The 26,032-nt window shown below is 51.2% G+C and carries 28 protein-coding genes and 3 pseudogenes; 1 reads left to right on the forward strand and 30 read right to left on the reverse strand.

Annotated features, from left to right (window positions below):
- Positions 1-46: 46 nt before the first annotated feature.
- The 21 genes and pseudogenes from GT748_RS08910 to GT748_RS09020 form a co-directional block, all read right to left on the reverse strand.
- Positions 47-415, reverse strand: coding sequence for a cysteine-rich VLP domain-containing protein (locus GT748_RS08910; RefSeq protein ID WP_002584962.1), 369 nt, complete (start codon positions 413-415; stop codon positions 47-49).
- Complete coding sequence (locus GT748_RS08915; protein WP_002584963.1) at positions 412-2,487, reverse strand: type IA DNA topoisomerase; 2,076 nt, start codon at positions 2,485-2,487, stop codon at positions 412-414. The genes GT748_RS08910 and GT748_RS08915 overlap by 4 nt, the downstream gene beginning before the upstream one ends.
- On the reverse strand, positions 2,484-3,233 hold the full coding sequence (locus tag GT748_RS08920) for a DUF4366 domain-containing protein (protein ID WP_002584964.1): 750 nt from the start codon (positions 3,231-3,233) through the stop codon (positions 2,484-2,486). Before GT748_RS08920 ends, GT748_RS08915 begins: the two co-directional genes overlap by 4 nt.
- Positions 3,223-3,489 (reverse strand): DUF4315 family protein, encoded by a 267-nt coding sequence (locus tag GT748_RS08925; RefSeq protein WP_002584965.1) that lies wholly within the window; start codon positions 3,487-3,489, stop codon positions 3,223-3,225. The genes GT748_RS08920 and GT748_RS08925 overlap by 11 nt, the downstream gene beginning before the upstream one ends.
- A 6-nt stretch (positions 3,490-3,495) precedes the next feature.
- Positions 3,496-4,218, reverse strand: coding sequence for a phosphoadenosine phosphosulfate reductase domain-containing protein (locus GT748_RS08930; protein ID WP_002604475.1), 723 nt, complete (start codon positions 4,216-4,218; stop codon positions 3,496-3,498).
- Between the two features lie 13 nt (positions 4,219-4,231).
- Complete coding sequence (locus tag GT748_RS08935) at positions 4,232-6,160, reverse strand: CD1108 family mobile element protein (protein WP_425516017.1); 1,929 nt, start codon at positions 6,158-6,160, stop codon at positions 4,232-4,234.
- Between the two features lie 38 nt (positions 6,161-6,198).
- Complete coding sequence (locus tag GT748_RS08940) at positions 6,199-7,155, reverse strand: DNA-methyltransferase (protein ID WP_002604477.1); 957 nt, start codon at positions 7,153-7,155, stop codon at positions 6,199-6,201.
- Entirely contained in the window at positions 7,152-9,548 is a 2,397-nt protein-coding gene (locus tag GT748_RS08945; protein ID WP_002604478.1) for a VirB4-like conjugal transfer ATPase, CD1110 family, read from the reverse strand. Before GT748_RS08945 ends, GT748_RS08940 begins: the two co-directional genes overlap by 4 nt.
- Positions 9,508-9,900, reverse strand: coding sequence for a PrgI family protein (locus GT748_RS08950; RefSeq protein WP_002604479.1), 393 nt, complete (start codon positions 9,898-9,900; stop codon positions 9,508-9,510). The genes GT748_RS08945 and GT748_RS08950 overlap by 41 nt, the downstream gene beginning before the upstream one ends.
- Before the next feature lies 1 nt (position 9,901).
- Positions 9,902-10,450 carry an MT-A70 family methyltransferase gene (locus GT748_RS08955; RefSeq protein ID WP_002604480.1) on the reverse strand — a complete coding sequence of 183 codons (549 nt, stop codon included), beginning with the start codon at positions 10,448-10,450 and terminating at the stop codon, positions 9,902-9,904.
- Positions 10,451-10,460: 10 nt separating this feature from the next.
- On the reverse strand, positions 10,461-11,324 hold the full coding sequence (locus tag GT748_RS08960; protein WP_002604481.1) for a VirB6/TrbL-like conjugal transfer protein, CD1112 family: 864 nt from the start codon (positions 11,322-11,324) through the stop codon (positions 10,461-10,463).
- A 73-nt stretch (positions 11,325-11,397) separates the two neighbouring features.
- Positions 11,398-11,481, reverse strand: a pseudogene (locus GT748_RS08965) (Maff2 family mobile element protein); the annotation flags it as partial.
- Between the two features lie 89 nt (positions 11,482-11,570).
- Entirely contained in the window at positions 11,571-13,235 is a 1,665-nt protein-coding gene (locus GT748_RS08970) for a recombinase family protein (RefSeq protein WP_161213474.1), read from the reverse strand.
- A 6-nt stretch (positions 13,236-13,241) separates the two neighbouring features.
- On the reverse strand, positions 13,242-13,439 hold the full coding sequence (locus GT748_RS08975) for a hypothetical protein (protein ID WP_015544974.1): 198 nt from the start codon (positions 13,437-13,439) through the stop codon (positions 13,242-13,244).
- A 241-nt stretch (positions 13,440-13,680) separates the two neighbouring features.
- Positions 13,681-14,973 (reverse strand): VapE domain-containing protein, encoded by a 1,293-nt coding sequence (locus GT748_RS08985; RefSeq protein WP_161213479.1) that lies wholly within the window; start codon positions 14,971-14,973, stop codon positions 13,681-13,683.
- A 13-nt stretch (positions 14,974-14,986) separates the two neighbouring features.
- Positions 14,987-15,622, reverse strand: a complete 636-nt coding sequence (locus GT748_RS08990) for a CHC2 zinc finger domain-containing protein (protein WP_161213473.1) — start codon at positions 15,620-15,622, stop codon at positions 14,987-14,989.
- Between the two features lie 63 nt (positions 15,623-15,685).
- Positions 15,686-17,275, reverse strand: coding sequence for a MobQ family relaxase (mobQ, locus tag GT748_RS08995; protein ID WP_161213472.1), 1,590 nt, complete (start codon positions 17,273-17,275; stop codon positions 15,686-15,688).
- A 189-nt stretch (positions 17,276-17,464) separates the two neighbouring features.
- On the reverse strand, positions 17,465-17,767 hold the full coding sequence (locus GT748_RS09000; protein WP_161213471.1) for a TfoX/Sxy family protein: 303 nt from the start codon (positions 17,765-17,767) through the stop codon (positions 17,465-17,467).
- 289 nt (positions 17,768-18,056) lie between these two features.
- Positions 18,057-18,359 (reverse strand): DUF3847 domain-containing protein, encoded by a 303-nt coding sequence (locus tag GT748_RS09010; protein WP_006859273.1) that lies wholly within the window; start codon positions 18,357-18,359, stop codon positions 18,057-18,059.
- The gene (locus tag GT748_RS09015) at positions 18,356-18,688 is read right to left on the reverse strand and encodes a hypothetical protein (protein ID WP_006859272.1); all 333 of its coding nucleotides are present in this window, start codon (positions 18,686-18,688) and stop codon (positions 18,356-18,358) included. Before GT748_RS09015 ends, GT748_RS09010 begins: the two co-directional genes overlap by 4 nt.
- Positions 18,689-18,874: a hypothetical protein gene (locus tag GT748_RS09020; protein ID WP_033118356.1), complete on the reverse strand. Its 186-nt coding sequence runs from the start codon at positions 18,872-18,874 to the stop codon at positions 18,689-18,691.
- 535 nt (positions 18,875-19,409) lie between these two features.
- Here GT748_RS09020 and GT748_RS09025 point away from each other — a divergent pair.
- Positions 19,410-20,231 (forward strand): helix-turn-helix domain-containing protein, encoded by an 822-nt coding sequence (locus GT748_RS09025; protein ID WP_161213470.1) that lies wholly within the window; start codon positions 19,410-19,412, stop codon positions 20,229-20,231.
- A gap of 44 nt (positions 20,232-20,275) precedes the next feature.
- On the opposite strand, the gene GT748_RS09030 is transcribed toward GT748_RS09025, so the two are convergent.
- From GT748_RS09030 to GT748_RS09070, 9 genes and pseudogenes are all read right to left on the reverse strand, one after another.
- On the reverse strand, positions 20,276-20,701 hold the full coding sequence (locus GT748_RS09030) for a hypothetical protein (protein WP_022261510.1): 426 nt from the start codon (positions 20,699-20,701) through the stop codon (positions 20,276-20,278).
- A gap of 43 nt (positions 20,702-20,744) precedes the next feature.
- The gene (locus tag GT748_RS09035) at positions 20,745-21,272 is read right to left on the reverse strand and encodes a hypothetical protein (RefSeq protein ID WP_007884079.1); all 528 of its coding nucleotides are present in this window, start codon (positions 21,270-21,272) and stop codon (positions 20,745-20,747) included.
- A 230-nt stretch (positions 21,273-21,502) separates the two neighbouring features.
- Positions 21,503-21,772, reverse strand: a pseudogene (locus GT748_RS09040) (helix-turn-helix domain-containing protein); the annotation flags it as partial.
- A 73-nt stretch (positions 21,773-21,845) separates the two neighbouring features.
- Positions 21,846-21,998, reverse strand: a pseudogene (locus GT748_RS09045) (Maff2 family mobile element protein); the annotation flags it as partial.
- A gap of 67 nt (positions 21,999-22,065) precedes the next feature.
- Entirely contained in the window at positions 22,066-23,847 is a 1,782-nt protein-coding gene (locus GT748_RS09050; RefSeq protein WP_002604483.1) for a VirD4-like conjugal transfer protein, CD1115 family, read from the reverse strand.
- The gene (locus GT748_RS09055; protein WP_002604484.1) at positions 23,844-24,317 is read right to left on the reverse strand and encodes a PcfB family protein; all 474 of its coding nucleotides are present in this window, start codon (positions 24,315-24,317) and stop codon (positions 23,844-23,846) included. Before GT748_RS09055 ends, GT748_RS09050 begins: the two co-directional genes overlap by 4 nt.
- A gap of 36 nt (positions 24,318-24,353) precedes the next feature.
- Positions 24,354-25,298: a DUF6017 domain-containing protein gene (locus GT748_RS09060; RefSeq protein WP_002604485.1), complete on the reverse strand. Its 945-nt coding sequence runs from the start codon at positions 25,296-25,298 to the stop codon at positions 24,354-24,356.
- Between the two features lie 128 nt (positions 25,299-25,426).
- Positions 25,427-25,645: a hypothetical protein gene (locus tag GT748_RS09065; RefSeq protein ID WP_002604486.1), complete on the reverse strand. Its 219-nt coding sequence runs from the start codon at positions 25,643-25,645 to the stop codon at positions 25,427-25,429.
- A gap of 166 nt (positions 25,646-25,811) precedes the next feature.
- Positions 25,812-25,949, reverse strand: a complete 138-nt coding sequence (locus GT748_RS09070; protein ID WP_161213469.1) for a hypothetical protein — start codon at positions 25,947-25,949, stop codon at positions 25,812-25,814.
- Positions 25,950-26,032: the final 83 nt, after the last annotated feature.

Genomic DNA, 26,032 nt, shown 5'->3' on the forward strand with positions numbered 1-26,032 from the left:
GAAGCGCGGGCATTTCTCGCAAACGGGTACTCGTTTGCTGTGCTTGCTATGTAGTTGTTTTTATCCGTAAACGCCTGTTTCTCTCGCTTTGGGCTTTCTGTCTGCGGCGTATCTTTGCCGCGCAATCGGGGCAGTATTTCGCCCGGTTGCTGCCCGCCGCAAACGTGCTGCCGCATACCGCGCAACGCTTCAAATCGGTTTCCCCGCTGCGGGTGATCTGTTCGCAAAGCTGCCTGTCGGCGGGTAATACCGCTTCGCGGAAATAGCGGCATAGCAGCGAATAGCTGATACTCTGCACACAAACGCAAGTTTCCCCGTCGTCCAGCAGCAGACAATTCCCGCAATCGTTGTTTGCACAAGCGGCGCGGGTCATTTTCTTTACGGCGCGGTATTGCTTTTCATCAAGCCTTATCATTTTCGGTTCTGCTCGACGCGGAAGTTTACATACTTGCCGCCTGTGTCGGCAAGCAGCACAACTCCGTCAAAGGTCTTTCCCGTCTTGGTCGAGTACATACCTTTGATTTTTACCTTTCCGTCTTTCAAAAGGGCGGCGGCAATCGCCTTTGTGAAAGCCTTTTTGCGCTGCTCAAAAAAGCGGTCATTCTTCCACATCACAAAGCTGCAAGCCCTGTCGGAGCAGTAAAAGTTTTTCTTGCCCTCGTAAACCGCCGCGCCGCAACGGGGGCAAGTGCCGATTGCTTCCCGCTGCGGGGTAAACAGCTTCGCTTTATCCTCGGAAATCGCGGAATAGGTCTTGACAAGCCCCGCTGTCATTTCCTCAATCCCGCGCATGAAGTCGGCGGGGCTGTCGCTGCCCTTTGCAATCCCGGTAAGGCGCGTTTCCCATTCTGCCGTAAGCTGCGGGGACGTAAGGCTGTCGGGCAGAATAGCGACAAGGTTATACCCGTCCTTTGTGGGGATTAGCTTTTTGCCCTTGCGCTCGGCAAAGCCCGCGCTAATGAGTTTTTCAATGATACCCGCCCGCGTCGCGGTGGTGCCTAACCCTTTGCGCTCCGCGTCCTCCGGCGTGTCCTCCTTTCCCGCACTCTCCATAGCCGAAAGTAACGTATCTTCGGTAAATGCCTTTGGGGGCTGCGTGTAACGTTCGGAGATCTCCGCTGCCGGATTGTCAAAGGTCTGCCCCTCGGCAAGCGGGGGTAAAACCGCTTCCGGCTCTGCGTCCTCGTCCTGTTCCCCGGACGCGGCGCGGGATAGTCTTTCAATCTCGCGCCAACCCTCGCAAAGCGTCGTCCTGCCCTTTGCGGTAAAGGTATAGCCGCCGCAAGTGAAAACCGCCGTAACCGCTTCATACTCATAGGGCGCGGCAACGGCGCAAAGCAGTTTTGCGCACACAAGGGTCATTAGCTTTTTCTCACTTTCGGCAAGGGAAGAAAAGCCCGTTTTCACAAACTCCGCTGTCGGCAAAATGGCGTGATGGTCGGTTACTTTGCTGTTGTCGCAAATCCTCGCAAGGTCGGCTTGCAGCTTCACGCCCTGCATAAAGGGGAGAGCAGCGCAAAGGCCGGTGATAAGTTCCTTTGTGCTGCCCTCCATATCGGAAGTGATATATTTGCTGTCGGTGCGGGGATAGGTCAAAAGCCGTTTTTCATAAAGGGCTTGCGCATAGTCAAGGGTCTGTTTCGCCGTAAACCCATACAAACGGTTTGCTTCCCGCTGCAAGGCGGTGAGGTCAAACAGTTTCGGCGGGGCTGCGGTCTTTTTCTCTTTTTTAAGGGAAGTACAAACGGCCTGCGATTTCTCGCAAGCCGCTTTCATCTGCCGCGCCGCCGCTTCGTCGTCCTGCCTTTCGGAAAGGGCGGCAACGCCGCCAACGTCCAGCCGGACGACATGATATTTCTCTTTCTTAAAGCTGCTGATTGCATAGTCGCGGTTTACCAGCATAGCAAGGGTGGGCGTTTGCACTCTGCCGACATTCAATGTTTTATGGTAGAGGATAGAGAAAAGGCGGGTCGCGTTAATGCCAATGAGCCAATCGGCCTTTGCTCTGCAAAGCGCGGATTGATAGAGGTTGTCATAGCCGCGCCCGTCTTTGAGATTTGAAAAGCCCTCGCGGATTGCACTTGCTTCCATGCTGCTAATCCAAAGGCGGGAAAAGGGCTTTTTGCAATTCGCCTGTTCATAGACAAAGCGGAAAATGAGTTCCCCCTCGCGCCCGCTGTCGCAAGCATTGATAATCTCGGTAACGTCGCTGCGGTGCATAAGGTCTTTGAGAATGGAAAACTGCTGCTCCTTGCCGCTGGCAACAATAAACTGCCACTCCTGCGGGACAATGGGAAGATCGTCGTACTTCCATTTACGGAATTGTTCATTGTAGGTCGCCGCGTCTGCAAGGCTAATCAAATGCCCGATACACCACGACACAAGGTAGCCGCCGCCCTCAAAATATCCGCTGCGCTTTTCATTCGCGCCCATAACGGCGGCAATCGCCGCCCCGACGCTCGGTTTTTCTGCAATTACAAGTTTCATAGATTATCGTCCTCCTGCTCGGTCTGTTCGGTTTCGACTACTTCCGTTTCCTCGTCGTCCTCGTCAAAATCAAGGTCGTCAAGGCTGCTGCTGCCTTTCGCCGCGTCCTTTTTGGGCTTCAAAATCTTAAAGTAGTAGAACGCGCCGCCGCCCGCTGCGGCAACAAGCAGCACGACAAGCAGAATACCCATGCCGCCGCCTTTTTCTTCTTCCGGCGGCTGCTCGGTTTCTTCCGGCTCCGGCTCGGCTTCCACACCCGCGCACTCGCTCATGTTGACGCTGCAAACCGGGCAAGCGGTGTTGACGCTTCCGGCAACGCATTTATCGGTGCAGCTACAAACGGGGGCTTCGGTCTGCCCGTCCTCCATAAGGGCGGTTAAATCCGCTTCGTCCACTTGGTTAAGGAAATGGACGGTATTTTCCCCGTCCTCGGCGCGGTCAATGATGATGTAAAAATAGTTGCCACTTTTGGTAACGACGGTGATAAACTGCTTGTCGCCGGACGCTTCACCCGTTATATCGTCCACAAGGGACATATTCCCGTCCGGGGTAAGGGGCTGCGGCTCATAGCCGCCCGTCGTTTCTTCCGGCTCGGTTTCCGGCGCGGGGGTTTCCTCGGTTACGGGGGTAGGCGTGTCGTCGCTTTCATCGCCACCGCCCGCATAAGCGGTAACAGAAAAGCCGCACATGATAACCAGTGCGGCAAGCAATACGGTAAACTTTCGGATTATCTTTTTATTCTTCATTGTCGTTGTCCTCCTGTTCGGCGGGGTAAGTGGCTTCCGGCTGCGGCAAGGTGATTTCGCCGCTGGCGTAAGCGGAGAGGAACGCGGCAAGCTGCGTCCCGTCAAGGTGTACCGCCTTTACCATTTGCACGATCTGCGCGTTTTCTTCCTCGACTTTCTGCGCTTCAAGGTCTTTCAGCTTCTTTTGCTGTTCAAGGATTTTTGCCCTCGTTTTCTCAATATCCCTTTCGATACGGTCAAGTTTCGTGTTCGCCATAGTCATTTACTCCTTTCCAAACTGTTCTTTCCATGAATAGCTGCGCCCCAATCCCTTAACGGTTTTAAGATAGGGCATAGCGTTTTCTTCCAAAGTCGCCGCCCGGTTAAATAGATCGGGATAGTGTTCTTTGAGATATAAAATCTCTTGTTTCTTCATGCTCGGACAAAAGAAACAGGACGATTTACCCGGCTGCGGCAATCCTGCCGCTTTGATTTCCCGGATACAATCGTCCCTGTTCCAGCCCCATTCTTCAATGAGGGGGTAGCGGTTATGATATTTTTTGTCGGCTTCGTTGTACTTGCGGGAATGTTCATACCGTTTCACTTCTCCCGCGTCATAGCCGATATAGCGGTTGACTTTCTCGCCGCGCTGCCATACTTCGCGGCAAGGCGCATAGTGGTTGCAAAACTTTTCCTGCGGTGCGATTTTGTGTTTCTGCGAACAACGCTTATGCCCGTAGGCAATCGACGGGAGCGTATGAGAGCGCAAGCACTCGGTTTCAAGAGATAGGCGGTTGCCGTAGCGGTCAACATACTGCACAACGGTAATCTGCGGCATACCGTGTTCCGCAAGCCATTGATTGATTATCTCGATAAATTGATAGGTATGCGGGTGTTCCGCGCCCGTATCGGCAAAGGTGATAAGGTCAATCGGGATTTTGTGCTTGTATAGGCCAATAAGTAAGGCGGCACTATTCGTGCCGCCGCCAAAAGATACAATATTCATTTTTCAACTCCTTTTAATTGTAATTTAACCGCCCGTAGGCGTAAAAGTGGGATTGCCAATAGCTGGTGTCCAGCTTTGAATACTGGATAGGGTCGCCACAATGCAGCATGACGGGGCTTCCGTCCCCGTCCTCGCCCACATAAATCCCCACATGGGAAACGCCGGGGGTGTCGTATGTACCCGTAAAGAACACCAAATCCCCCGGCTGCGGGTTAGAAACAGGGGTTGAGATGTTGTAAAGCCCTTGCGCCCCAAGTCTGCCCGTATTGTATAGGCCGCTGTTCGTCAACACATAACTCACAAAGCCGCTGCAATCAAAAGAGGTTTCCGGGGTGCTGCCGCCCCACACATAGGGAAAACCGACGTATTTATCTGCTTCCTCCATGAGCCGCGCAAACTTTTCATCGGAACCCAGCAGCGCGGCGGGTACTTCATAATCGGCGGGCGGGTTTTCATAGTATTTAGACACATAGCCGGATTGCGGGAAAAGGTCGGGTCTGTTTCCCAGCGACGACATATACATAGCGTACATGGATAGCTGTTCTTCGCCCATGATGTAAACGGGGACATGGGAGAGGTTGAAGTTTTCCAAATCCACATGAAGAATGTAATAGTTATAGGGGACTTCAACCGTATAGGGGTTGCCCTCGCTGTCCGTCCTTGTTTCGGTGCGGTAGCGTACCTGTACTTCTTCCTCGACCGTCAAGATATACTGTTTCTCAAAGAGCATTTCAAGGGTGCTTTGCACTTCATCGAGTGTAAACACGCCCTCATGCCACGCGGAAAGGATAGAAATTAGCACATAGGGGTCATGCTCGATCTCGTCCGCGTTTACCCGGTATTCGTCATAGCCGGGGTATTCGCTTTCGATATTGTCCAGCATATCTTGTAACTCGGCTTCCATAGCGGCATACGCGCTTTCCGCGCCCGTTATATCCGCGTCCTCGGAGAGATAGGACGACGCAATCAAGCCGCTGCCGCTGTTGCCGCCAAAGAGGGAGCAAGAGGACAGCCCGCCGAAAAGCAGCAGCACGATAAAGGCAATCCCGCCCACAATCAAGCAGCCTTTCCAATGCCGGACAACAAAGAACGTCGCCCGTTTGGTTTCCTGCGCGGTTTTCTTCGCCGCCTTTGCGGTGGCTTCAGCGGTTTTTTTCGCTTTGCCGCCCGCTTTCAGCGTTTTTGCATACTGCTTTTTAATGCGCTGCTTCTGCCAAAAACGGGAAATGGGGTTGGAGTGCGCAAGCGCGGGGTTATCGTGCAACGCCTTTTGATAGAGAAAATCTGCGTTTGCCTTTACCGCTTGTTTTTCCGCTGCCGCCGCTGCCCGGTAGGGTTTCAGCTTATGGCGGCGTATGCCGCCCTTAACTGCCCGCGCCGCCATGCCGCCCGCTTTCTCTCCGGCAAGTTCTACCCGGTGCCCGCTTTCCACACCGACGTTTTCTTTCTCTACCTCGTAGATTTTCCCATGTACGGTACTGTTTAACTCCTGTGCCGGACGGGATAAGGGGTTATGCCGCAACTTGCCGTTTGGGGGCTTATCCGTCTTTTCAAAGGAAAGGCGCGTCTTTGCCTTGCCTTTCGCTTCGTCAAAAACGCGCTCTTTCTTGATTTTGGTCTGCTTGGGGATAGCCGCCCGCGCTGCGTCTAAACAGTCTGCCGCCTTATCCGATTTCTTGATCGCTTTTTGAAGTTCCGGCGTTGCCCGTTCCGCTTCGGAAAACTGCAAGCGGGAAGAATGGGTTTTAGGCTGCGTCGCGTCAAGGGCTTTTTTCTCCGCGCCTTTTGCTGCGTGTCGCTCAATCTCTGCGCCGATATGCTGCACAACCTTTTCCGCTGCCACCCCTGCGGGGGCTGAATAGTTTTCTTCCTGCGGCCTTTCGCTGATACTGGACGTTTCGCCCGTCGTGAGGTTTTCCGCAACCGCACCGTCGCGGGTCATTTTTTGCGTTACCTTGTCGGGGGCTTTCAGTTCCTTGCTCAATCTTCATCACCTCCAATCCGCTGTTTTGCAAGTTCGCAATAGTCGGGGTTTAACTCAATGCCGATATAGCGGCGGTTAAGCCGTTTTGCTACCATGCCCGTCGTGCCGCTGCCGAAAAAGGGGTCAAGGACAATCCCGCCGATGGGACAGCCCGCCAAAATGCACGTTTCCGCAAGTTTCGGCGGGAACGCTGCGAAATGCCCGCCATGATAGCCGACATTGTTAATCTGCCAAACGTTGCGGCGGCTGCGGACGGGAGAAATCAACTCGTCGGCGTATGCGCCCTTTTCGCGGGGGCGGTTGATTTTCTGCGGTTGGTTTTGCCCCGGAACAGTAACGTTATACTTATTTCCTTTGCTAACTCCGCTTTTCAGCCGCCCCGCCGTTGTGGGGGCTATCGGCTCGGCTACTGCTTGCCAATCGTAATAATACTTCTTTGACTTGGTAAGCAGAAACACATATTCATAGCAGCGGGTCGGCCTGTCCCGCGTGCTTTCCGGCATGGGGTTTGTTTTGTGCCAAATGATAGAACTGCGCAAATACCAACCGTCGCCCCGCAAGGCGAGGGCTACAAGCCACGGAATACCAATTAAATCTTTGGGCTTGCAGCCGGGGGCGCGGTGGTTAAACGCCACTTGCTGCCCGTTCCTGCCTTTGGGGTATTTGGGGTCTTGGTGGTCGGCTTTGCTGCCTGTGCCGCAATAAGTGTCCGCGATATTCAGCCAACAAGTACCCTCCGGCGTAAGCACCCGCTTTACCTCATGGAATACCGCCGTAATACGGGAAACATATTCCTCCGGCGTTGCTTCCCGTCCGATCTGCCCGTCTGCGCCGTAGTCCCGCAAGGCATAGTAGGGTGGGGACGTTACGCAACAATCAACTGCATTTTCCGGCAAGGTTTGAAGCACCTGCAAGCTGTCGCCGCAATAGATTTTGTCCATTTCTATCCTCATGCCGACACCTCGCCGGGTTTGGTCGTCATTACACGATAGAGTTCCGTATCTTGCGGGAAACGGTCAATAAAGGGCAAAATCACGTTGCCATAGAAGATAAGCCCCTCGCCCGCGTCGGAATGGGTTACATAGGTCATTTGCTGCTGCGAAATGTTAAGCTGCTTTGCAAGGATTTCCCTGTCGCCCTGGGCTTGGTTGAGCATATACACAAAATCGCTGTTTTCAAAAATGTTCTCCACCTCGCGGGACGATAACAAATCTTTCACGTTTTGGGTGATACCTGTCGGAATACCGCCCCATTTTCTAAAACGCTTCCAAATCTCAACGCTGTACGCTGCGGTCTGTTCCTCTTTGAGCAGCAAATGAAACTCGTCGATATAGTACCGCGTCGCCTTGCCTTCGCTGCGGTTTATGGTAACTCTGTTCCAAACTTGATCTTGGACAATGAGCATACCGAGTTTTCGTAGCTGGGTGCCGAGTTCTTTAATATCAAAGCAGACAAGGCGGTTGTGAATGTCAACGTTTGTTTGGTGGTTAAACACGTTCAAACTGCCATTTACATAGAGTTCCAATGCCGACGCGATACGCTGCGCTTCCTTTTCCGGCTGCTTCTTGATTTCATTGTAGAGGTCGCCCAAAATCGGCATATTCTCCGGCTTCGGGTCTGCAAGGTAGCTGCGGTACACGCTGATAACGGCGCGGTCAATCAAAGTCTTTTCAACCGCTTCCAGCCCGTTTTTGCCGCCCATAATCAACTCGCAAAAGGAAAGGATAAAATCGCTCTTTAAGGCTATGGGCGTGTCGCCCTCGCTGTAATTGAGGTTTATATCCATCGGGTTAATGTACTGCGTGCTGTTCTGCGAAACCTTGATAACCTGCCCTTTCAGCCGTTCCACAAGGGGGTAATATTCCGCTTCCGGGTCGCAAATGATAATATCGTCTGCGGTAATGAGAAAAGCGTTGGTGATCTCGCGCTTTGCCGAAAAACTCTTGCCGCTGCCGGGTGTGCCGAGTATCAAGCCGTTAGGGTTCTTCAGCCTTTTCCTGTCGCACAAAATCATGTTATTCGATAATGCGTTTAAGCCGTAATACAACGCTTCGCCGCTTTGGAACAGCTCTTGTACCGTAAAGGGGACGAAAATGGCGGTGCTGGAAGTCGTCAAGCCCCGCTGGATTTGGATTAGGTTTTCGCCCAATGGGATAGAGGACATAAGCCCCTGTTCCTGCCGGTAGTCAAGGCGGGTGAGCATACAGTTGTATTTCTGTGCGATACTTGCGGCCTGAAATACGTCGTTGTCCAATTTCTGCTTTGTGTCTGCCACATTCAAAACTAACAGCGTAAGCAAAAACATTCGCTCGTTCCGGCTCTGCAAATCCCGCAAAAGGTTTTTCGCTTCGCCGCCGTAGGTGGCAAGGTCGGACGGAATTATATCCATATCGTAGCCGCTGCGGATTGCCTTTTTCTGTTCCTCGATTTTCATACGGTCAAGGTCGGTGATTTTCCGCTTGATCGTCTTGATCGCTTCGTTGTGGTCGATACTCTGAATGTGCAGATTGACGACAATCCCGTTTTCCGCTTCCATGAAGTCGGCAAGCATACGGTCTGAAAGTTCCGGCGCGGCAATCTGCAAAAAGGAAACCGCGCCAAACTTCCCGCCCATTTGAAACATTCGCCCGTCGCCAAAACGGAAAGAGGACGGGGCAATAAAGTCTTTGACGGAAAGGCCGCTTACGGGTAGCCATTCCCACGCAAAGTTGAAGCGTTCCCCGTCCGGGTGGAAAAGCCCATGCAGCACTTCAAGCCGCTGCTTCCCGTCCAATACCCGCGCCGCCGCGCCGATCACCTTAAAATGGTTGAGGGTGTCCGTTTCGATACGGGCAAGCCGCGCCCGCGCCGATTTAATATCTTTTGCTTCAATGGTAAAGGTGAGAAACTTTGTCTTGATAAGCCCGTTGTTGCCGCGTTCAAGCTGTGTTTGCAGCATTTCGGTGTATTCGGCTCTGATACTGTCAAAGTCGTCATTCTGTGGGGCAATCGTGATACTGCTCTTGAAATCCTCCTTGTTCGCATGGCGGCTGATTAAGGAAAGCTGCACACTGATAGAAGCGTCAAAAGAGTTATACATATCGCAAAGGGCTTCAAAAATGGCGGTCTTGTCGTCCGGCTGCGCAAGCTGATAATTAATATCTTCAAACTCAATGCACTTGGAATACCGCCCGTTTGCAAGGCGGCAAATCCCGTCCTTATACATTCGTTCAAACGGTATGCTGTCCTGCGCCGTATGGGGCTTCCCGTCGCCCTTTGACTGCCGGATAAGCGCGTCGATCTGTTTCTTTTCCTGCCGCGTAAGTTTACGCTTTTTGTTTTGGGTCTTTCCCTTTTCCTTTGACAATCGCCCGTACCTCCTTATCTAATCGCTCCTGCCGCGCAAGGGCGGTATAAAAATTGTTGGTCTGATAAGGTCGCTCTTTGGGGCGAAGAAACTTCACTTCCACAAATTGCCGTATAATCACTTCCAGCGGTTGCCCGTTCTTCTCGTACATAGCGAGTAGGAACATGGGCAGCATGGCAAGCACCATGCACAAAGCCGCCGTTGTCGTTCCCGCGCTGTCCTTTGTCAAAAAGAATAGCGGTAGCCCGATAGCCACCGCCGCGCCGAAACAGAGTAATTGTCTTTTGGTAAGGTTGAACATTACCTTGCTCTTGATTTTGGTTAAATCCTTTGGGACGGTTACATACGCCATTTCAAACCTCCTTTCCGGCAAACCGTATGTCGCTTTTGATTTCATTTCCCCATACGTCCCAACCAGGGGTATGCTGCCTTGCAAACAGTTCAATACGCGGTAGGTCGCCCATAAGGGCAAGTATCTTTTCCCGCGTTATATCCGGCTTTTTGCTGTGCTGCTCAACAGGGGAAATAATAAATTGATGTACCTTGTTTGATTGTCGCTTCGGGTGTCCTTTGGTAGCAAGCAAGCAGATTTCCGCATTTCCTCGCGTCCAAAAGCCCAAGCCATAAAACCAAGTGGGCGATTTCCGATTTTGCTTTAACCATACAAAGGCAACGGATTTATAGGTAAATCCCCAAGCCTTGATTAACTGCAACGCTTCTTTAAGCTGCGGGAACGTCGCCCATAGGAATAAAATACAGTCCTTATCCGCAATTTCTTTGACGGGTAAAGCGCAAAGTTCCTCAATACTCATAGTGGGATAGTGCTTTTCCGCTGCGCCCTGTACCTTGCTTCTCGCGTATCTCCAAGGGGGATCGGCGTAAATGATTTTGTATTTCTTCATCTGCACCCCCTTAATGCGCGCTGAATACGGATTTTGCAAGGCTTCCCGTTTTGAAAAGCGTAAAACACAAGAGGACGGTATAGCCCATGCAAGACCAGATCGCGCCGGATATGTCATCGGTTGCTGCGATTGTCTGTATCAAAACCGCATAAATACCGACGCACACAAGAATTAGAAAAGCCTGAAAACCGAGGGCAAGCAAGGATTTTAAGTAGTTCTGTCCCATGCCGCCCCATTCACGATTTACCATTGTCGCAACGGGGATAGGGGCGATACTCGTTACAAGGTATATTTCAATCATGCGCCCGTACACCACCAGCATGATACAGATAGACAACGCTTTCATGGTAAGCCCCACAAAGAGTGATTGAAACCATAGCCCCAAAAGCCCGCCGACGCTCATAGCGTCCAGCTTTGCTTCTATATCGGTGATAACGGTTGCAATATCTATGCTTGTGTCGGATATGATAACGCCCGCGCTGTCGTTGACGACGCTCTGTGTAATGTCAAATACGCCCATGACGATGTTCCAAGTATTTGTTACCAGCAGCACCGCAACAAAGGTTTTGAAAATCCACTTGAAGAAAATCCAAGTGTCGAGATCGTGCAGATTGTTTTTCTCAATTACAAGCTGGATTAGTTCGTAGCACATGACAAAGGTAATGATAACGCCCGCAATCGGCACAATGACGTTTTCCGATAGGCTGCGTATCATATTGAATATGCCCGCGTTCCACCCGGCGGGGGTTGTGCCGACTTGCGTTGCGATTTCTCCAACCTCTGTATTTACGCTGTCGAACAGCCCGGAGAGATTAGAGAGTATTCCGTCTGTCAAAATGCCGCGAAACCAATCTTCAATCATCTGCCATATCAAAAGCTAATCCCTCCTTTCCCGCGCCCTCCCGCGTGAAGCGGGAGAGCGCGGCGGGTAGTGTTAGTTTGTGGCATTATCCAAACAGGCCGGAGAGCAGCGGGACAAGGGTAAGGCCGATAAGGGCAACGCCGCCGCCCGCCATCAACTGTTTTATCCCCAAATAGGAGTAAAACCTTGCTCGATGGCAGGCGGCGGCGTGTCAAAAAATATATGGAATTGTTTTAGAACCGCCCCGGAGGGGACAGGTCAGCCCTTGACCTGTTCCACCTCCGGGATGGGTTTGAGATTGAAGTGAATTTCGATAGAAATGTGTCGTGTCTTATCGCTGTCGATGTGTTCATGGACAACGATTTCTTTAATCAGGCGGTTTAAGGTGGCGGCGTCCAACTCCGTGATGTCGGCATATTCCTGAATGGCGTCCACCCATTGTTTGGCGTCCATCGCCAGCCGCATTTCATCAGCCAGCTTCTTGCGCCCCTGTGCAACCCGTTCTTTCAGTTCGGCCTGTTCCTTCTGCGTCTTGTCCAGCATGAGATTGAAGTTGGCTTCGCTGATCCGCCCGGCAACCATATCCTCATAGAGCCGCAGCACCATCTTTTCCAGTACCTCAATCCGTTCCTCGTCTTTTGTCAGGGAACGCTCCAACGCTTCCCGCTGGCCTTTCTGCTCGGCTTCACAGGTGTTGGTCAGTTTCCCGGCAATGGCTTCCCCATCGGTCAGGGCAGCCTTGGCGCACTCCCGGATTTTGTTCAGGACAAGGTGGTAAAGGGTATCGTATTCCACCCGGTGCTGGGTGCAATGGTTCTTGCCGAACGCACCATAGGTCTTACAGGCGTAAATCTGCTGCGGGTGCTTGGCGTGGGTGGTGCGGATGGTCAGTGACTTGCCGCACTCGCCGCACTTGATAAGCCCGGCAAACAGGCTGGTTTCCCCGTCTTGCCGGGGGCGCTGGCGGGATTTCAGCTTGTCCTGCACGATGGCAAAACTTTTGCTGTCAATCAACGGCTCGTGCCGTTCCTCCACCACAATCCAGTCCTGCGGCTTCTTCTCGCCAATGGTGCCGATTTTGAAGCGGTAGTCTTTCTTTTGGGAAGCTATCGCCCCAGTATAAACGGGATTCATCAGGATGTCCTTTATCACGGAGAAGTCCCACATATACCGCCCGTTTTCCGGGTCTTTCTTCTCCCATTTGGTGCGGACATTGCGGAAGCCCCGTTCCCGGTTCCACCATGTAGGGCAAGGCACCTTCTGTTCTTCCAGCCTGCGCCGGATGAAGTTGGGGCCGTGTCCTTCCAGCGCCCAAAGGAAGATTTGCCGGACAATGGGGGCGGTTTCCTCGTCCACCAGCAGGTGGTTTTTGTCCTCCGGGTCTTTCCGATACCCAAAGGGAGCCACACAGCCGGTAAACTGGCCTTGCTGGGCTTTCAGAAGATACGAGGAATGTACCTTCTTGGAAATATCCTTGCTGTACATCTCGTTCAGGATGTTCTTGAACGGCGCAATGTCGTTGTTGTCCCGCATGGTGTCGATACCGTCATTCATGGCGATATAGCGGACGCCGTGCCTGGGGAAGAAGTCTTCGATCAGTGTGCCGGTCTGCAAGTAATTTCGACCCAACCTTGATAAATCTTTTGTTATCACAAGATTTATCTGCCTGCGCTCGATGGCCTTTAACATCCGTTTCAGGTCGGGGCGCTCCATGTTCAGCCCCGTGTAGCCATCGTCCTGATAGACTGCCACAACCTCCCATCCCTGCTTTTCGCAGTAGCTTTCCAGCATATCCCGCTGGTTGGCAATACTGGCGCTCTCCCCGTCAAGGTCATCGTCTTTGGAAAGCCTGCAATAGATGGCCGCCCGGAAGCTGCCCGCCAGAATTGCGTCCATGCCTGTGTATTCGTATCCGTTCATCATAACCGTTTACCCGCACAATCCAGACGGAACACGGTTTTTCTGAACCTCGTCTTTATTATATCCTAAATCTTGTGTTTTCGCAAGATTATCCTTGCCGGTATTCTGCCCATATTTTTGGGCAATCAGGCTCACAAAGACATCCGCTGCGTCCAGCTCGCCGTCAAAAACTGTGGTAACATGAATCTCTGTTTTCGTTTTTGCCATAGGCAGTTATCCTCCATAATAGAATAGCCAGACAAGGAGAAGGTCGGCAACGAAGTCCGGCAACGGGCTTCAAAAAACCTCAAAACCATCTCTGTCTGGCGGTTTGGTTACAATTTATATTTTCTTTTATTTTTCTGTTGCTTTGGTTGCTGATAGGGGAAAAAGCCCGCAGTTACGGGGCTTTCCCCGGCAACCAGCCCGGCAACGGGAGTGCAACAAAGTCGGCAACGGGGCGGGATTTTCAGAAAGGAAGCTCCATCTGCTCTGTGACCTCCACAAATCCCTCCGGGATTTTTTCGGCTCCGTTGCTGGTATCCGTTGCCGGGGCTTCACGCTCCCAGCCTTTCTGCCTGCCGTATTCGGGGAACATCCGGGGATTGGAAAAGTAGTGCCAGCCTGTGACACAGTGGTTCATAATGTCGTTGACCTCCCGGATTTCCCATTGCTTCGGCTCGTCAAAGGGGTGGTTGAGGGCTTCCCTGAAAAGCTGCTTGGAACACACCATGCTGCCGGTATAGCGGTCAAGGTAGGCTTGGATCATCCCGGCCTTGGTGTCCTCCGGCATAAAATCCCGCTGGTGCTCTTTGAGATAACGCGCCATTTCGGGGCTGAAAGACAGCTTAAAATCCCCGCTGCGGTAAATGGTCATGGCTTCCGCCCATAGCTGCTCCATGTAGGCTCTGGAAGCGGCTTCATCGTCCAAAATATGAACTTCCGCCTGTTCCGGGTACACCATGACTGGCAGAAAGCGCCGGTTGCCGGAACGGTCAAGGGGCAGGAAGTCCAGGGCGTTGGAAGTTCCTCCGAACACGCATTGCCGCAGTCTGTCCTCCGGGTGGGTTTCGTATGGGATTTTATAGACCTCCTTCTGTCGGCTCAAAAAAGACTTGATTTCCTCAATGCTCTTGGCGTTTGCGGTGGCGATCATCTCCGACATCTCGATAATCCAATGGCCTTGCAGCTTGCGGTACACATTGTCATCGTCCAGCTTGCGAAGGTCATCGGAAAACCACTCGTCTTTCACGGCCAGCAGCCGGAAAAAGGTGGATTTTCCGGCTCCCTGACCGCCCACCAGACAGAGCATGACCTCAAACTTGCAGCCGGGATGAAATGCCCGGTGGATGGCTCCCAGCAGGAACAGCCGCAGGGCTTCATAGGTGTACTGGTCGCTGTCGGCTCCTAAAAAGTGGTGCAGACAGGTACGGATACGCTCGGTTCCGTCCCAGGTCAGGCCGTTCAGGTAGTCCCGGATGGGGTGATAGCCGTTTTCGTTGGCAACGATCCCGATGGCGGCGGCAATCTTCTTTTCGCTGGTCAGTCCATAAGTTTCTTCCAGATACAGGAGCAGATAATTCATATCCGTGTCCGTGATGGCGGTGCCGGTACGGTGGTATCCGATGGGCTTGATGATGTCGGTGCGCTCGGTCAGCAGATTTTTGGCGATTGCCCCGGAAAGCAGCGGGTCATTCTGAAAGACGGTCAGGCAGTTGCGGATACTGTTGCGGACGCCGCCTTTCTCGGTGCTTTCCAGCATGGCTTTGACTTCCTCAACGCTCCGGGGTGGCGGTGCTTCTTGCATGGTCTGTTCTGCGGCCTGCCGTATCTCCGGCGGCAAGCTCTGCCATTCGTCTTTCAAGATTGCTCACTTCCTTTCCACAGTCGATGATAAAGGCTGCCCGTTCCTCCATATCCGGGGAGAGCAGCACATCCAGCAGATAGTCCACATAGTCCTGCTTTTGCAGGGCTTCCACAAACAGCGGGTGGAAATCCTCGTCTGGTGTCTTGGGGGCATAGTCCCGTTTCCAGCGGCGCAGCAGGTTTCGGTAATCGCACAGCACCCGGAAGCAGTAACGCTCCATACGGCGGAACCGCTGTTCCGGGGTTTCCTGCGGTGGTTTCCTGTGGCTGGACGGCTCCTTGTCCTCATAGGGGATGGAAAACGCCTGTGCCAGTATAAGGGCGGCTTCCTTTGGGCTGACAGCTTCCAGACGGGAAACAAAGTCGATCACATCCCCGTCTGCCTGACAGCCGAAACAGTGAAAGCGCCGGTCAACCTTCATGCTTGGGTTTTTGTCGGCATGGAAGGGACAGACGCACATCCCGTTTCGTCCCACCCGGATTCCGAAATGCTCGGCAGCCTGCCGGGTGGTAACAAACTGCTTGACAGCTTCAAATACATTCAACTAAATCCTCCTGAAAATAAGAAAAGCGCCTGTCATTCTCGAAAAGAAAATGGCAAGCGCCTGTTAAAGTTCCATATCCTGTTTTTTCTCTGTGCGGGATTGCTGGCGTTTCTCGGCCTGTTCCTCCCGGATACGCTGTGCCCGGCCTTTGACTGCCTGCTGGATGGATGGTTTCTTGCCCGGCTCGGCGGTCTGGCGGTACTGCTCGGACGGAAGCACCTGATTGAGCCAGTGGCGCACATCCCGGAGAATCTTCACATCCTCCTGCACCGCTGACAGGCGTTCCTTATACTCGGCCACCTCTCCGGCAAGCTGCGTCCGTTCCTCATTCAGCTTTTTGGTGCTGTACTTGGTTCCCTCCAAATGCACCTTGAAATAGCGGACAGCGGCATTGTAGGCGTCCAGCTCGTCCCGATGGGCGGCTGCAAACTGTTCCTTTGGTTTCTTAAACCGAATAGCGGCATATTCCGCATGAACCGGCTTGTGGGCTTCAAAGTTGGCGATATGGGAAAGCATGGTGTCGACCTCCTTCATGCGTTTTTCCTTCGGCTTCATCTCTGCCCGGATGGAAACGGCCTGTCCGCTGACGGTATCCAGATAGGCGTCCAAACTCTCCACGGTGGACAGCTCCTTTTCCCGCAGATAGCGGATGGCGACCATAACCTTGTTGAAGTCGTTCACAGTGCCTTTGAGCTGGCCTTTGCTCGTCCAGCCGGTGCGCTCCTCCCGGCGCAAATCCAGATATTGGCCCAGCAGCTCCGGCAGGGTGGGTTCCTTCGCTTCCTGCAAGGCTTCCAGCAGGGTGGCCTTTTTCTCCTTCAGGTCTGCAATCCAGCCTTTCAGGTGGCGCACCATCTGACGGATCGACTGCATGAGCCGGTTGGCGGCGGTAATGTCCCGGTTCAAGTTGCCGATGTTGGTCTGTATCCCTCTTTTCTCCATCTGGCTGACCGCTGGCCCCATGTGGACAGTGGGGATTTTATCAAGCCCCTGTCGCTCATAGGAACGAAGGTCAAGGCGCTCCGGGCGGTCATTGGCTTCCAGATAGCGGTTTGCCGTAGCCGCCCAGCCTTGCCGCCATATCTCGCCGTACTTCTGGTCGTTCCAGTCCACGGTGTCCTCCTTGTGGCTTTTCCAGTTCCCGGACGGGAGCCGGATACGCTCGCCGTTCTCGTCAAGGTCATAAACCTTCCGGCTCTTGGGAAGCCATTTCCCGGTTTCGTCCATTGCCCGGATGGTCAGCAGGATGTGGGCATGGGGATTCCCGTCCCCCTTGTCGTGAATGGCAAAATCGGCAATCATGCCTTTGGAAACAAAAAACTCCCGGCAATAGTCCCGGATCAGGCCGGCGTGCTGTGACCGGGGGATTTCCCTCGGTATGGCAAGTACGATCCTTCGGGCAAGCTGGGAGTTCCATTGTTTTTCTACGGCTTCGGCGGCGTTCCACAAGGTGTTGCGGTCTGCGTACTCCGGCGGGGCGTGGGGCGGCAGCATGATTTCTGTGTGGACGATCCCTCGTTTCTCTGCATAGTATTTCTGCTTCTGGTCGTACTCGGAAAACAACCGTTCGCCGCTCTGATAAGCTGCGGCGGCTACGGCTGACTGGCGGTTGCTGCGCTGAACGATTTTTATATCATGGTGGGGACAGAGCATAACGGCTTCCTCCTTCCTGTGGGTGATTGGATGGGGTGGTGGTTTGCCACCTCATTTTGGGCAAAAGAAAAGCAGGAAACCGTTTCTGATTTCCTGCTCGGTGGTGCCGCCAGTGGACGGCGGGTATTCATTTTTCGGTGGTTTATCAGTCAGACAAAGTGAAAGTTTTCCAGTTAATCAAGCCGAAAGTCATCCATTCCTTTTTCGTATAGCAGCCGTATCTTGAACCGCTTTCGGAAGCCAATCAGCATTTGCATAATCCAAGGGAATTACCAACTCTTGGATTTTATCTTCCTTGGTCGGCCTTTTTATGTCTTTCGGCAAATAATCCAGTCCGACTTCTCGCAAGCTCATAACACTATTGTGAATCCATCCGACCGCCTGTCCATCACAGTACAGGCAATAGCAGCCAAACATCTTTTTCACTTCTACATTCAAGCCTTTAAGATGATCCATCCACTCTCGGACTATATTTTCTAATTCATAAGCCATTCGAACACCTCCACAAAAAGGAATTTGTCACTGACTTCATTATATTTCATTTATCCGGAAATGTATAGCTGGATTTTGTAAAACTTGTCGGACGGGAACATCTTGCAGTGCAAGGTGTTTCCGGGCGGCAAGTCCACAAAAGGGTAGCTGGCGCAGCCAGCGCAGGGGAAGCATAGCGTCCCCTGTGATGATTGGAAGCAACCGCAAGTGTGCTGGAAATCATCCGCTTTCCGCAGGAAGCCCCCGGCAGGGCGCAACGCACCGGCTCGACCGGTGTATAGTTGCGCCCTTACTCCGTAAGGGATTCCCCGGCTACCCGCCCTTTCACGCTTTCTGCAACTATTTCCTTCATGCCACTTTGAGAAAATGCCTGTTTCAGAATGTCCATCACATCCTCGTCTGTCAGCACTTCCGGCCTTAAAAGGAAACTTTCCAGCATAGCTCCTCTGGTACAGAGCCGGTGCGTCCGTTCCTTCCGGGTAAGCTGCTTCACCTGGTGTTCCAGTATTTTTTCTTCATGCTGCGCCCGCCGCAGTCTGGCTTCGCCTTTGGCAATCTCCTGATTCAGCTTTTCCAGCTTCTCATTTATCATGGCAGCCCTCCTTTGGGAAGCAGCGTGTAAATGCGGTTTGGTTCTCCCACACCCCGGCGCACCCGCAGGATAAGCCCGATGTCCTCCAATTCTTTCAGGGAACGCTTCACAGTGACGGGGCTGCGGGAGAGGGCTGCCGCTAATTCCATGATAGGAAAACGGACAAACAAAATGCCGTTGCTATCCTCTATCCCTGCCGTAAGGGTGGTGTTCAGCAGACGGGCATACATGACTTTTGCTGTGCTGCTGATCGGCAGCCGAAGCATTGCGGCGGGTAGCGGCATACAAGGCGGCAGAACCGTGTCTGCGCTCATAAATTCAAATTCCATTTAACTGATTTTCTCCTTTCGCTTGGCTCGTTTTGACAGGTAATGGGGGCAGTCTATCACGACAGCCCGGAAACTCTGCTTGCACTTATGCTGGCACTTCCGGCACAGGTCGTTGTAGGCCACACGCCCCCGGTCATTGAGGAAGAAGGAAAGCTCCAACTTCCGTTTCTTGCTCATTCTCGGCATAGTGCCTCCTATCATAGAAAATCCGCCCATTTCAGCCGTAACAACGGGAACAGGCGGATAAAGGTTTTTGGTGTCATGTTTCGGGGCGATTTTCAAGGAAAATACGGCCATAGAGCCGCTTTGAAATGCCCCATAGTATTACGGACGGGGCAGACTACACCCCGCCGATTTGTCGTGTTTGGGTAGCGTTTTGGTATCAGTTCTGCCGGGTTGTCCTGCTGTCGTTCCTGCCCCTGAATCTCACAGCGGCGTTTCGTTCCCGTTGGTACGCTCGCTGCGGTCAAGGTTCCTCCATTTCCTTGCCGCAGGTCGTTGCGCTACATCGCCGGGGAGCATATCCCATCAGGCCGGTCATTCGATTGGAAATAATCCATCGATGAACTGACTTAATCATAGCTCATTTTTGAACCCTTTCCCGTATGTCCATAAAATAGGAAAACCGCCCCAAAATCGAAAAATTCCACGATTTCGGAACGGTATATGGTATAATAAGGAATAACAGCGGCAGCCAGCCGCAGGAAGGAGCGATGTGTTTATGAAAACCCGCATTTCCGTACAGGAACGCCTGAAAGATTTACGGGTGGAACGGGGCTTGAATCTGGAAGAACTGGCACAGGAAACCGGCATTTCAAAATCAGCCCTCGGCAGTTATGAAAACGACAACGACGAATACAAGGAAATTAACCACGGCAGCCTGTTGAAGCTGGCAGACTTCTATCAGGTGTCGGTTGACTATCTGCTCGGCCTTACCAATAATCGGAGATATGAAAACACCCCGATAGAAGAATTACATTTGAGTGATGAAGTCGTGGAACTGCTGAAAAGTGAACACTTCAATAACCGGCTGCTGTGTGAGATTATCTCCCATGAAAAATTTAAGGAATTGCTGGCAGACGCAGAAATCTATGTGGACGGGATAGCAACCATGCACTTCCATGACACAAACAGCTCACTGGCTGCTTTACGGGCTATGGTACTGGAAGAACACCCCGAAGCTGCGGCAGACCGGGCAATCAAAGTGTTGGAAGCCTGTCAGATAGAGGAAGAAGATTTTTTCTGCCATGTGACGCACAAAACATGGGACGTCATTCTCCATGATATACGCAAGGCGCACGAAAATGACAGCGAAAGTGCGCCGGATACCACGCCTGCCGATGAACTTATACGGGAAGTACAAAAGGCCATGCAATCTCCGGGGGACAGGGTTCAGCAATTCACGGAGATATTCTGCAAGGCGTTCCGGCTCAAATACAAGCGGCTCTCACAAGAGGAACGAAGCCTTTTGAAAAAGCTGTTCAAGAAATCCCCGCTGATAAAACAGTCTGGTATGAACTTCCGGCGCAGGCCGTGGAAATAAAAACAGCCGTTGTAGGATTTTGTTCCTACAGCGGCTGTTTTTATTTATGAATCTTCTCCAACAAAAGACAGGATATTTTCATCAGTTTGTAATGTAATTGTTGCGCTTTCTGAATCATCAGAATAAACTCTTGTTCCATATACGCCTGTAACAGGCTCCTCTAAATTTTCAAAAGTTAATCCGAGTTTCGAAGAAGAATTGTCAATCTTTTCAAGCGAATATGTACCTGTCCATTCTTGTTTATGAGTGTTATCTGTTAAGATAAAACTTTTTTCTTCAAAACTCAATGTCAAATCCAATACTGGTATGTCATCATGCACTGAACCTGAGAATAACATATTACCATCTAAATCAGTAATAAATTCTAAAGACCAGTTATATGATGATACCGACCGAGTTTGGGAAGAATCACACGAACATAAGCCTACACACATAAAAAAACATACGCATATTGCCAATAACCGTTTCATTTTACCTATTACCAACCTTAATTCACAACTGTTTTGCATTTAATTAGGGAAGTGTCACAGGGTAAGAAATAGCGAAAGCTCCACCGCCTGCCAAGGCATTATTAGCGGTAGCAACACCAGAAACAGAAACCGTTCCCTTATCTCCGCTATTACCTGTTCTTCCAGTATCCACATCAGTTTCGATTGTTTCTTCACCGTCGGCTAATTCTGCAAATGCCGTATTGGTGGATTTTTTGTTCATAAGCACATTAACTGTACCAGTCATACCAGTGAACTCCGGTTTTGGAGATTCATACCACGGTACATACAACTTCACATGAACTTGAATCCCATCATCCTCATCATAAGTTGCATAAGAGTTAATACGAACATTAGCGACTGCTCTTTTGGTGACACCATCGGAAATCATAACATCGGTTAAGTATCCGTCATATTCTCCAATGACTACCGGCTGTTGAGTATCCGTTATTTCCGTTGTTGTTTCCGCTGCAAAAGCAGGAACCGCACTCACAGAAAAAAGCATACAAAACGCTACCAACGAGGTAAACAATCTTTTACTAAATTTTTTCATAAACAATGCTCCTTTCTAAAATGACCAGAACCTACATTTTTTGTATTCAGTTATTGGCAATATGCTACTAACCTGCAAGCACACTCTCAAATCATAAAATGTTTCAAATGTACTTGTTTTATTTTATGATAGCACTTATTTACATTGGGTACAATAGAAAATATACACCATTAAAATTTAATTTTTTGTGCAAATCGAATCAAATATAAAATTATATCGCTTTAGATATTGTCCTGTTCTAATTTAATCACATTCATAATACCACAATTCAAGGCTTCACAAATGCGAACCAGCGTTTCCATGCTGATATTCTTTCCCTTGCCCATGTTGGCAATCATATTTGTGGTAAGACCGGCGGCAAGCCGCAAATCCTCTTTCCTCATGCCACGCTCTTTCAGTGTGTTCCATAGTGGCTGATAACTAATGTGCATAGGCTTCCCGCCTTTCTTTCCATCGTCAAGTGTTTTATACCCATTATAGCAGAAATCTTGCGTTTCCACAATATTTCTTGACTACACCGCCGGTTCCGTCTGGATTGTGCTTTTCCTTTCTCCGCTTTTATTACATCTAATTAGCCATGAGCTGTTTCATGCCCTGCGACTTCGCGCCGGGGTTATCGTTGCCGTACCCCTCCATGAGGTTAATGCCGCCCCAAATGCCAAGTCCTGCGCCAAGCGCGATTACCAAAGTCTGCAATACGTCAACTGCGCTGTTGAAAAAATCCATATAAACCTCGCTTTCTGCCGCTAAAACGGCTCAAAAAATGTTGTTGGAAATAAAAATGCCGCCGTTTTTATTCGGCGGCTGCGTCCTCGTCGGACAAATCTATTTCGTATATGTCAAAGGGTTCGTCGGGCTTTACGATTGCCGGACGGGTGGACATATACCGTTCAACGTCAAAAGCGTTTTTCTTGTCGAAGTCGGAAAGGTATTTGTAGTTCGGGTGCTGCGTTATATCGTACTTATCGCTGAAAAAGGGGCGCACGCCGCGCAACTGCAAAATACATTTTCCTCCGTCCATAACTGCGATTTCGTCCTGTGTCATCAACTCCTTTCCCAATTTCTGATAATTGAGGCCATGAGAAACCTGCGTGCCGCGATTTTCGGAAGTGTTGAAACTGTCGATTGTTTCACGTCCCAAGTTCTCCGAAATATCCTTTGCATTTTTCCCGCGCCCTCCCAAAAACAAGGTGCTGTCGGCATTGTCAAGTATGATTTCTGCCGCGTCCTTGTAAATGGCTTTTAGCTGGCTCTGCGATTGCAGAATGATAGAAGCCGAGATTTCCCGGCTGCGGATTGTGGCAATCAATTTTTCAAACTGCGGGATTTGTCCAATGTTTGCAAACTCGTCTAACAGGCAGCGAACATGAACCGGCAGCTTGCCGCCGTATTCGTCGTCGGCCTTGTCGCACAAGAGATTAAATAACTGCGATTGCAGCATAGCGATAACAAAATTAAACGTGCTGTCCGTATCGCTCATAATCAAAAACAAAGCTGTTTTTCTGTCGCCTAACGTGTCAAGTTCTAATTCGTCGTAGGACATAAGATCGCGCAATTCCTTTATATCAAAAGGAGCGAGCCTCGCACCGCAAGAAATGAGGATTGATTTTGCGGTTTTGCCCGCCGCCAATTTATATTTTCGGTACTGCTTCACCGCGAAATGGTCGGGGTCGCGTTCTTCCAAGTCGGCAAACAGCAAATCGACGGGGCTTTGATATTCCTCGTCGTCCTCGCGGGCTTCGCTGGCGTTGATAAGTTCCAACAGGGTAATAAAGTTCATTTCCTCGGCGGGGGCTTCGTACCAGATGTAGCCCACCAACGCGCAATACAAAAGCCGTTCTGCCTTTACCCAAAAATCCTCCGCGCTTTTTTCTCCCTCACCTTTGGTATTCGCTATCAACGTATTTACCAGCTTCAAAATATCTTTCTCGCTGCGGATATACACAAAGGGGTTGTAGTGCATAGATTTTTTGAAGTTAATCGTATTCAGTACCTTAATGCGGTAGCCCGCCCGTTGCAGCAGCTTCCCGCACTCAATCAAAACCGTACCTTTCGGGTCGGTTAAGACGTAAGAGGAATGAAGCTGCATTAGATTAGGTTTGACAAAAAATCTTGTTTTTCCGCTGCCGCTGCCGCCGATCACGACGACGTTCTTATTTCTCGCGTACTTCGGCTGCTTCGGGCGGCTGTTCATGGTAAGCCGTTCCGTCTGCGTCAAAATGATGTTGTTTTGGAAATCCGGGTCTATGTAGGGCTTTATATCTTCGGCGTTTCCCCATCGGGCAGAGCCGTACTCCGCGCCCTTGCGGTATTTCTTCGCGTTTTTCCCTTTGACATAGACTATCAAGCGGATAATCACCGCACCGACAATGCCGACAAGCAAATCCAACGGGTAAACGCTCGGCAAGGCGTTTTCAAAGGCTGCGGAAAATCCTTGTGTGATATTCAGTATCTTTGCAGAAATATCCGCGCCGGGGGCAAGCCGCACCGCCTGTCCGACTTTATCAAAGAGATAGACAAAGAACACATAGGGGATATTCGGAAGTATCAGCTTTTTGTAGTTGATCTGCTTCATATCTCGCGCCCCCTGTCCATTTTCTTTACCTTGTCGCGGGCGGCGTTAAGCTGCTTCGCCTTGTCCTTTGCAGCGGCAAGGGCTTTGCGGATAGAGGGCTTTTTCTCCCGGTTCAGCTTCTTTGCGGAAAACTCTTGAAACGCTGCGGTCATAACGTCCGCGTCCCGGCCTTTGAAAAACACAAGGTAACGGGTCTGCTCGCCCTTAACCTTTTTTAGCGAAAAATCTATGTTGTATTTCTTCGCCGTACTCTCAAAGGCTTTAATATTGCTGTCGGTGATCTCGATGTTGGAAACACCCGCGTTCTGCTTCATAAGCTGCCGCATGGTCTGTTTCCCATGCGCGGGTTTGCTTTTCTGCTCCAAAAACTTTTGGATTGCTTTCTGTAACGCCTGTTCGGTAAGCCGCGCCGCGCCTTTTCCCACTTTGACGTATAGGGCAATCGTTTTTTGGGTTACTTCCTCCTGCAAGGTATCAACTCCTTTCCCGGTAAAGTGCGGCTATGCTCATTCGCCGCCGTATAAGTCGTGATTGACAAGGGCGGTATAGTAGCTGTCAATGGTACTCGGCGCGTTGAACAGCACCGCTTTTAGATACTGCTTGATGTTGCGCACTTTGGTTGTGTTCTCCCTCATGCAATCCAAAACAAACTCAATATGGCTGCTGTTCAGCTTCAAAAACTTGGATTTCACCAATTCGGCGGGGTAGTCGTCCCCGGCAATACGGATTGTCTTTCGGGCTGTGCAGACGGTTTCCAGCATAAGGTCAACAATCTCGTCCAAACGGTCTTTGTCAATTTTGCAGTTTTGAATGAGATGGTCGTATTCGATATTGTCCTTGATAATCTCCCTGTAAATCTCTACTGCGCTATTGCTTTTCGCTTCCGTTCTTTTCCTTTCCGGCGGCGTAGCCGCTTCGCCATGCGCAAAGGGCAAGGGGTTTAGGGAATGGAAAGGAATGGAATCGGTACTTGATAAATCAGTAATTGATTGTTCTTTACTTAATATATCTTTATTTAATTGCGTTGGATTTTCCAACGTAGGTTTTTCCTGCGTAGGTTTTTCCAACGTTGGATTATCCAATGTTGGATTTTCCAATGTAGGTAAATCCAATATAGGCGGCTGTCCGCCGCTGGTAGCTGCTTCCGGCTCTCGCGGCTGCGGCTGCTCGTATATGACGTAATCTGCGCCCCGCAAGCGTCCCTTTTCGTCGCGCTCCCGGCTGCGCACGATATATCCGGCTTTTTCGAGTTCCTTTACCGCTTCGCGGATTGCGTCGATCTTCTCCCGGTTGATATGGGATAAGCCCGCAAGGGTATAATCCCAATCTTCGGGCAGCGAAAGCATTTGCGACAACAAGCCCTTTGCCTTTAAGGACAATTCCTTGTTTCGCAAGTGGTGGTTGCTCATAACGGTATATCCCGTATTTCGCTCCACTCTGAAAACTGCCATATTTCCTCACTTCCTCTCTTGGTATGCGTGGACAATTAGAAAGCCGTTTTCGGCTGTTTTGGTATTGCAATATGCCCTTTGCCGTTTTCGCGTCTGCAAAGCCGCATGGCACAAGGGCTTTTGCCCGTCTATTTGTCCATGCTGGCGTGCGTTTTCCGCGTCCTTTTGCCGGGGCAATAGGGACACTCTTTGAAAACGCAAAACTCATATTTCCACCCGGGGCGGTAGAAACGGCAAGTGCCGCAATCTTCATCATCTCCGGCACAACCGGATTGATAGCGGTCAAATCCCGGCTTCTGCTGCATGAGCAATTCAAACGCCCGCTGCTTGCCCTTTGTGAAATACATTCCGGCTGCACCTCCTTTCCTGCGGGCATAAAAAAACGGCGTTACTTTCTCCCCCAAAGGGGTTAAGGTAACGCCGTTTGTGTGCGTATTCAGTTTTTAACACATTCCCTGTCTATCCGCTGTCCGCAAAACCATTGATTTTATTAGCTTTTTGCCGCTATCGCTATCACACCTCATTATTTTTCAGCCCGTGGTTTTTGTCCTTGCAGCCGGTGAAGAGCCCCAGGGAGGCCAGGGCGACGCTCAGCACCAGGGCCACCGCCCGCAGACCGCGGCGGGGACGACAATTTCCTTGTTTTGACACAGTACTCTCTCCTCTCGGCGGGGCGGGGCGCGCCCACGCCAGACATCGCGCCGTTCCCGCCCGTCTCTGCCCTGCGGGCAGAG

Origin of the sequence: Bittarella massiliensis (ex Durand et al. 2017) (assembly GCF_009876955.1) — a bacterium.
Lineage (GTDB): Bacteria > Bacillota > Clostridia > Oscillospirales > Ruminococcaceae > Bittarella > Bittarella massiliensis.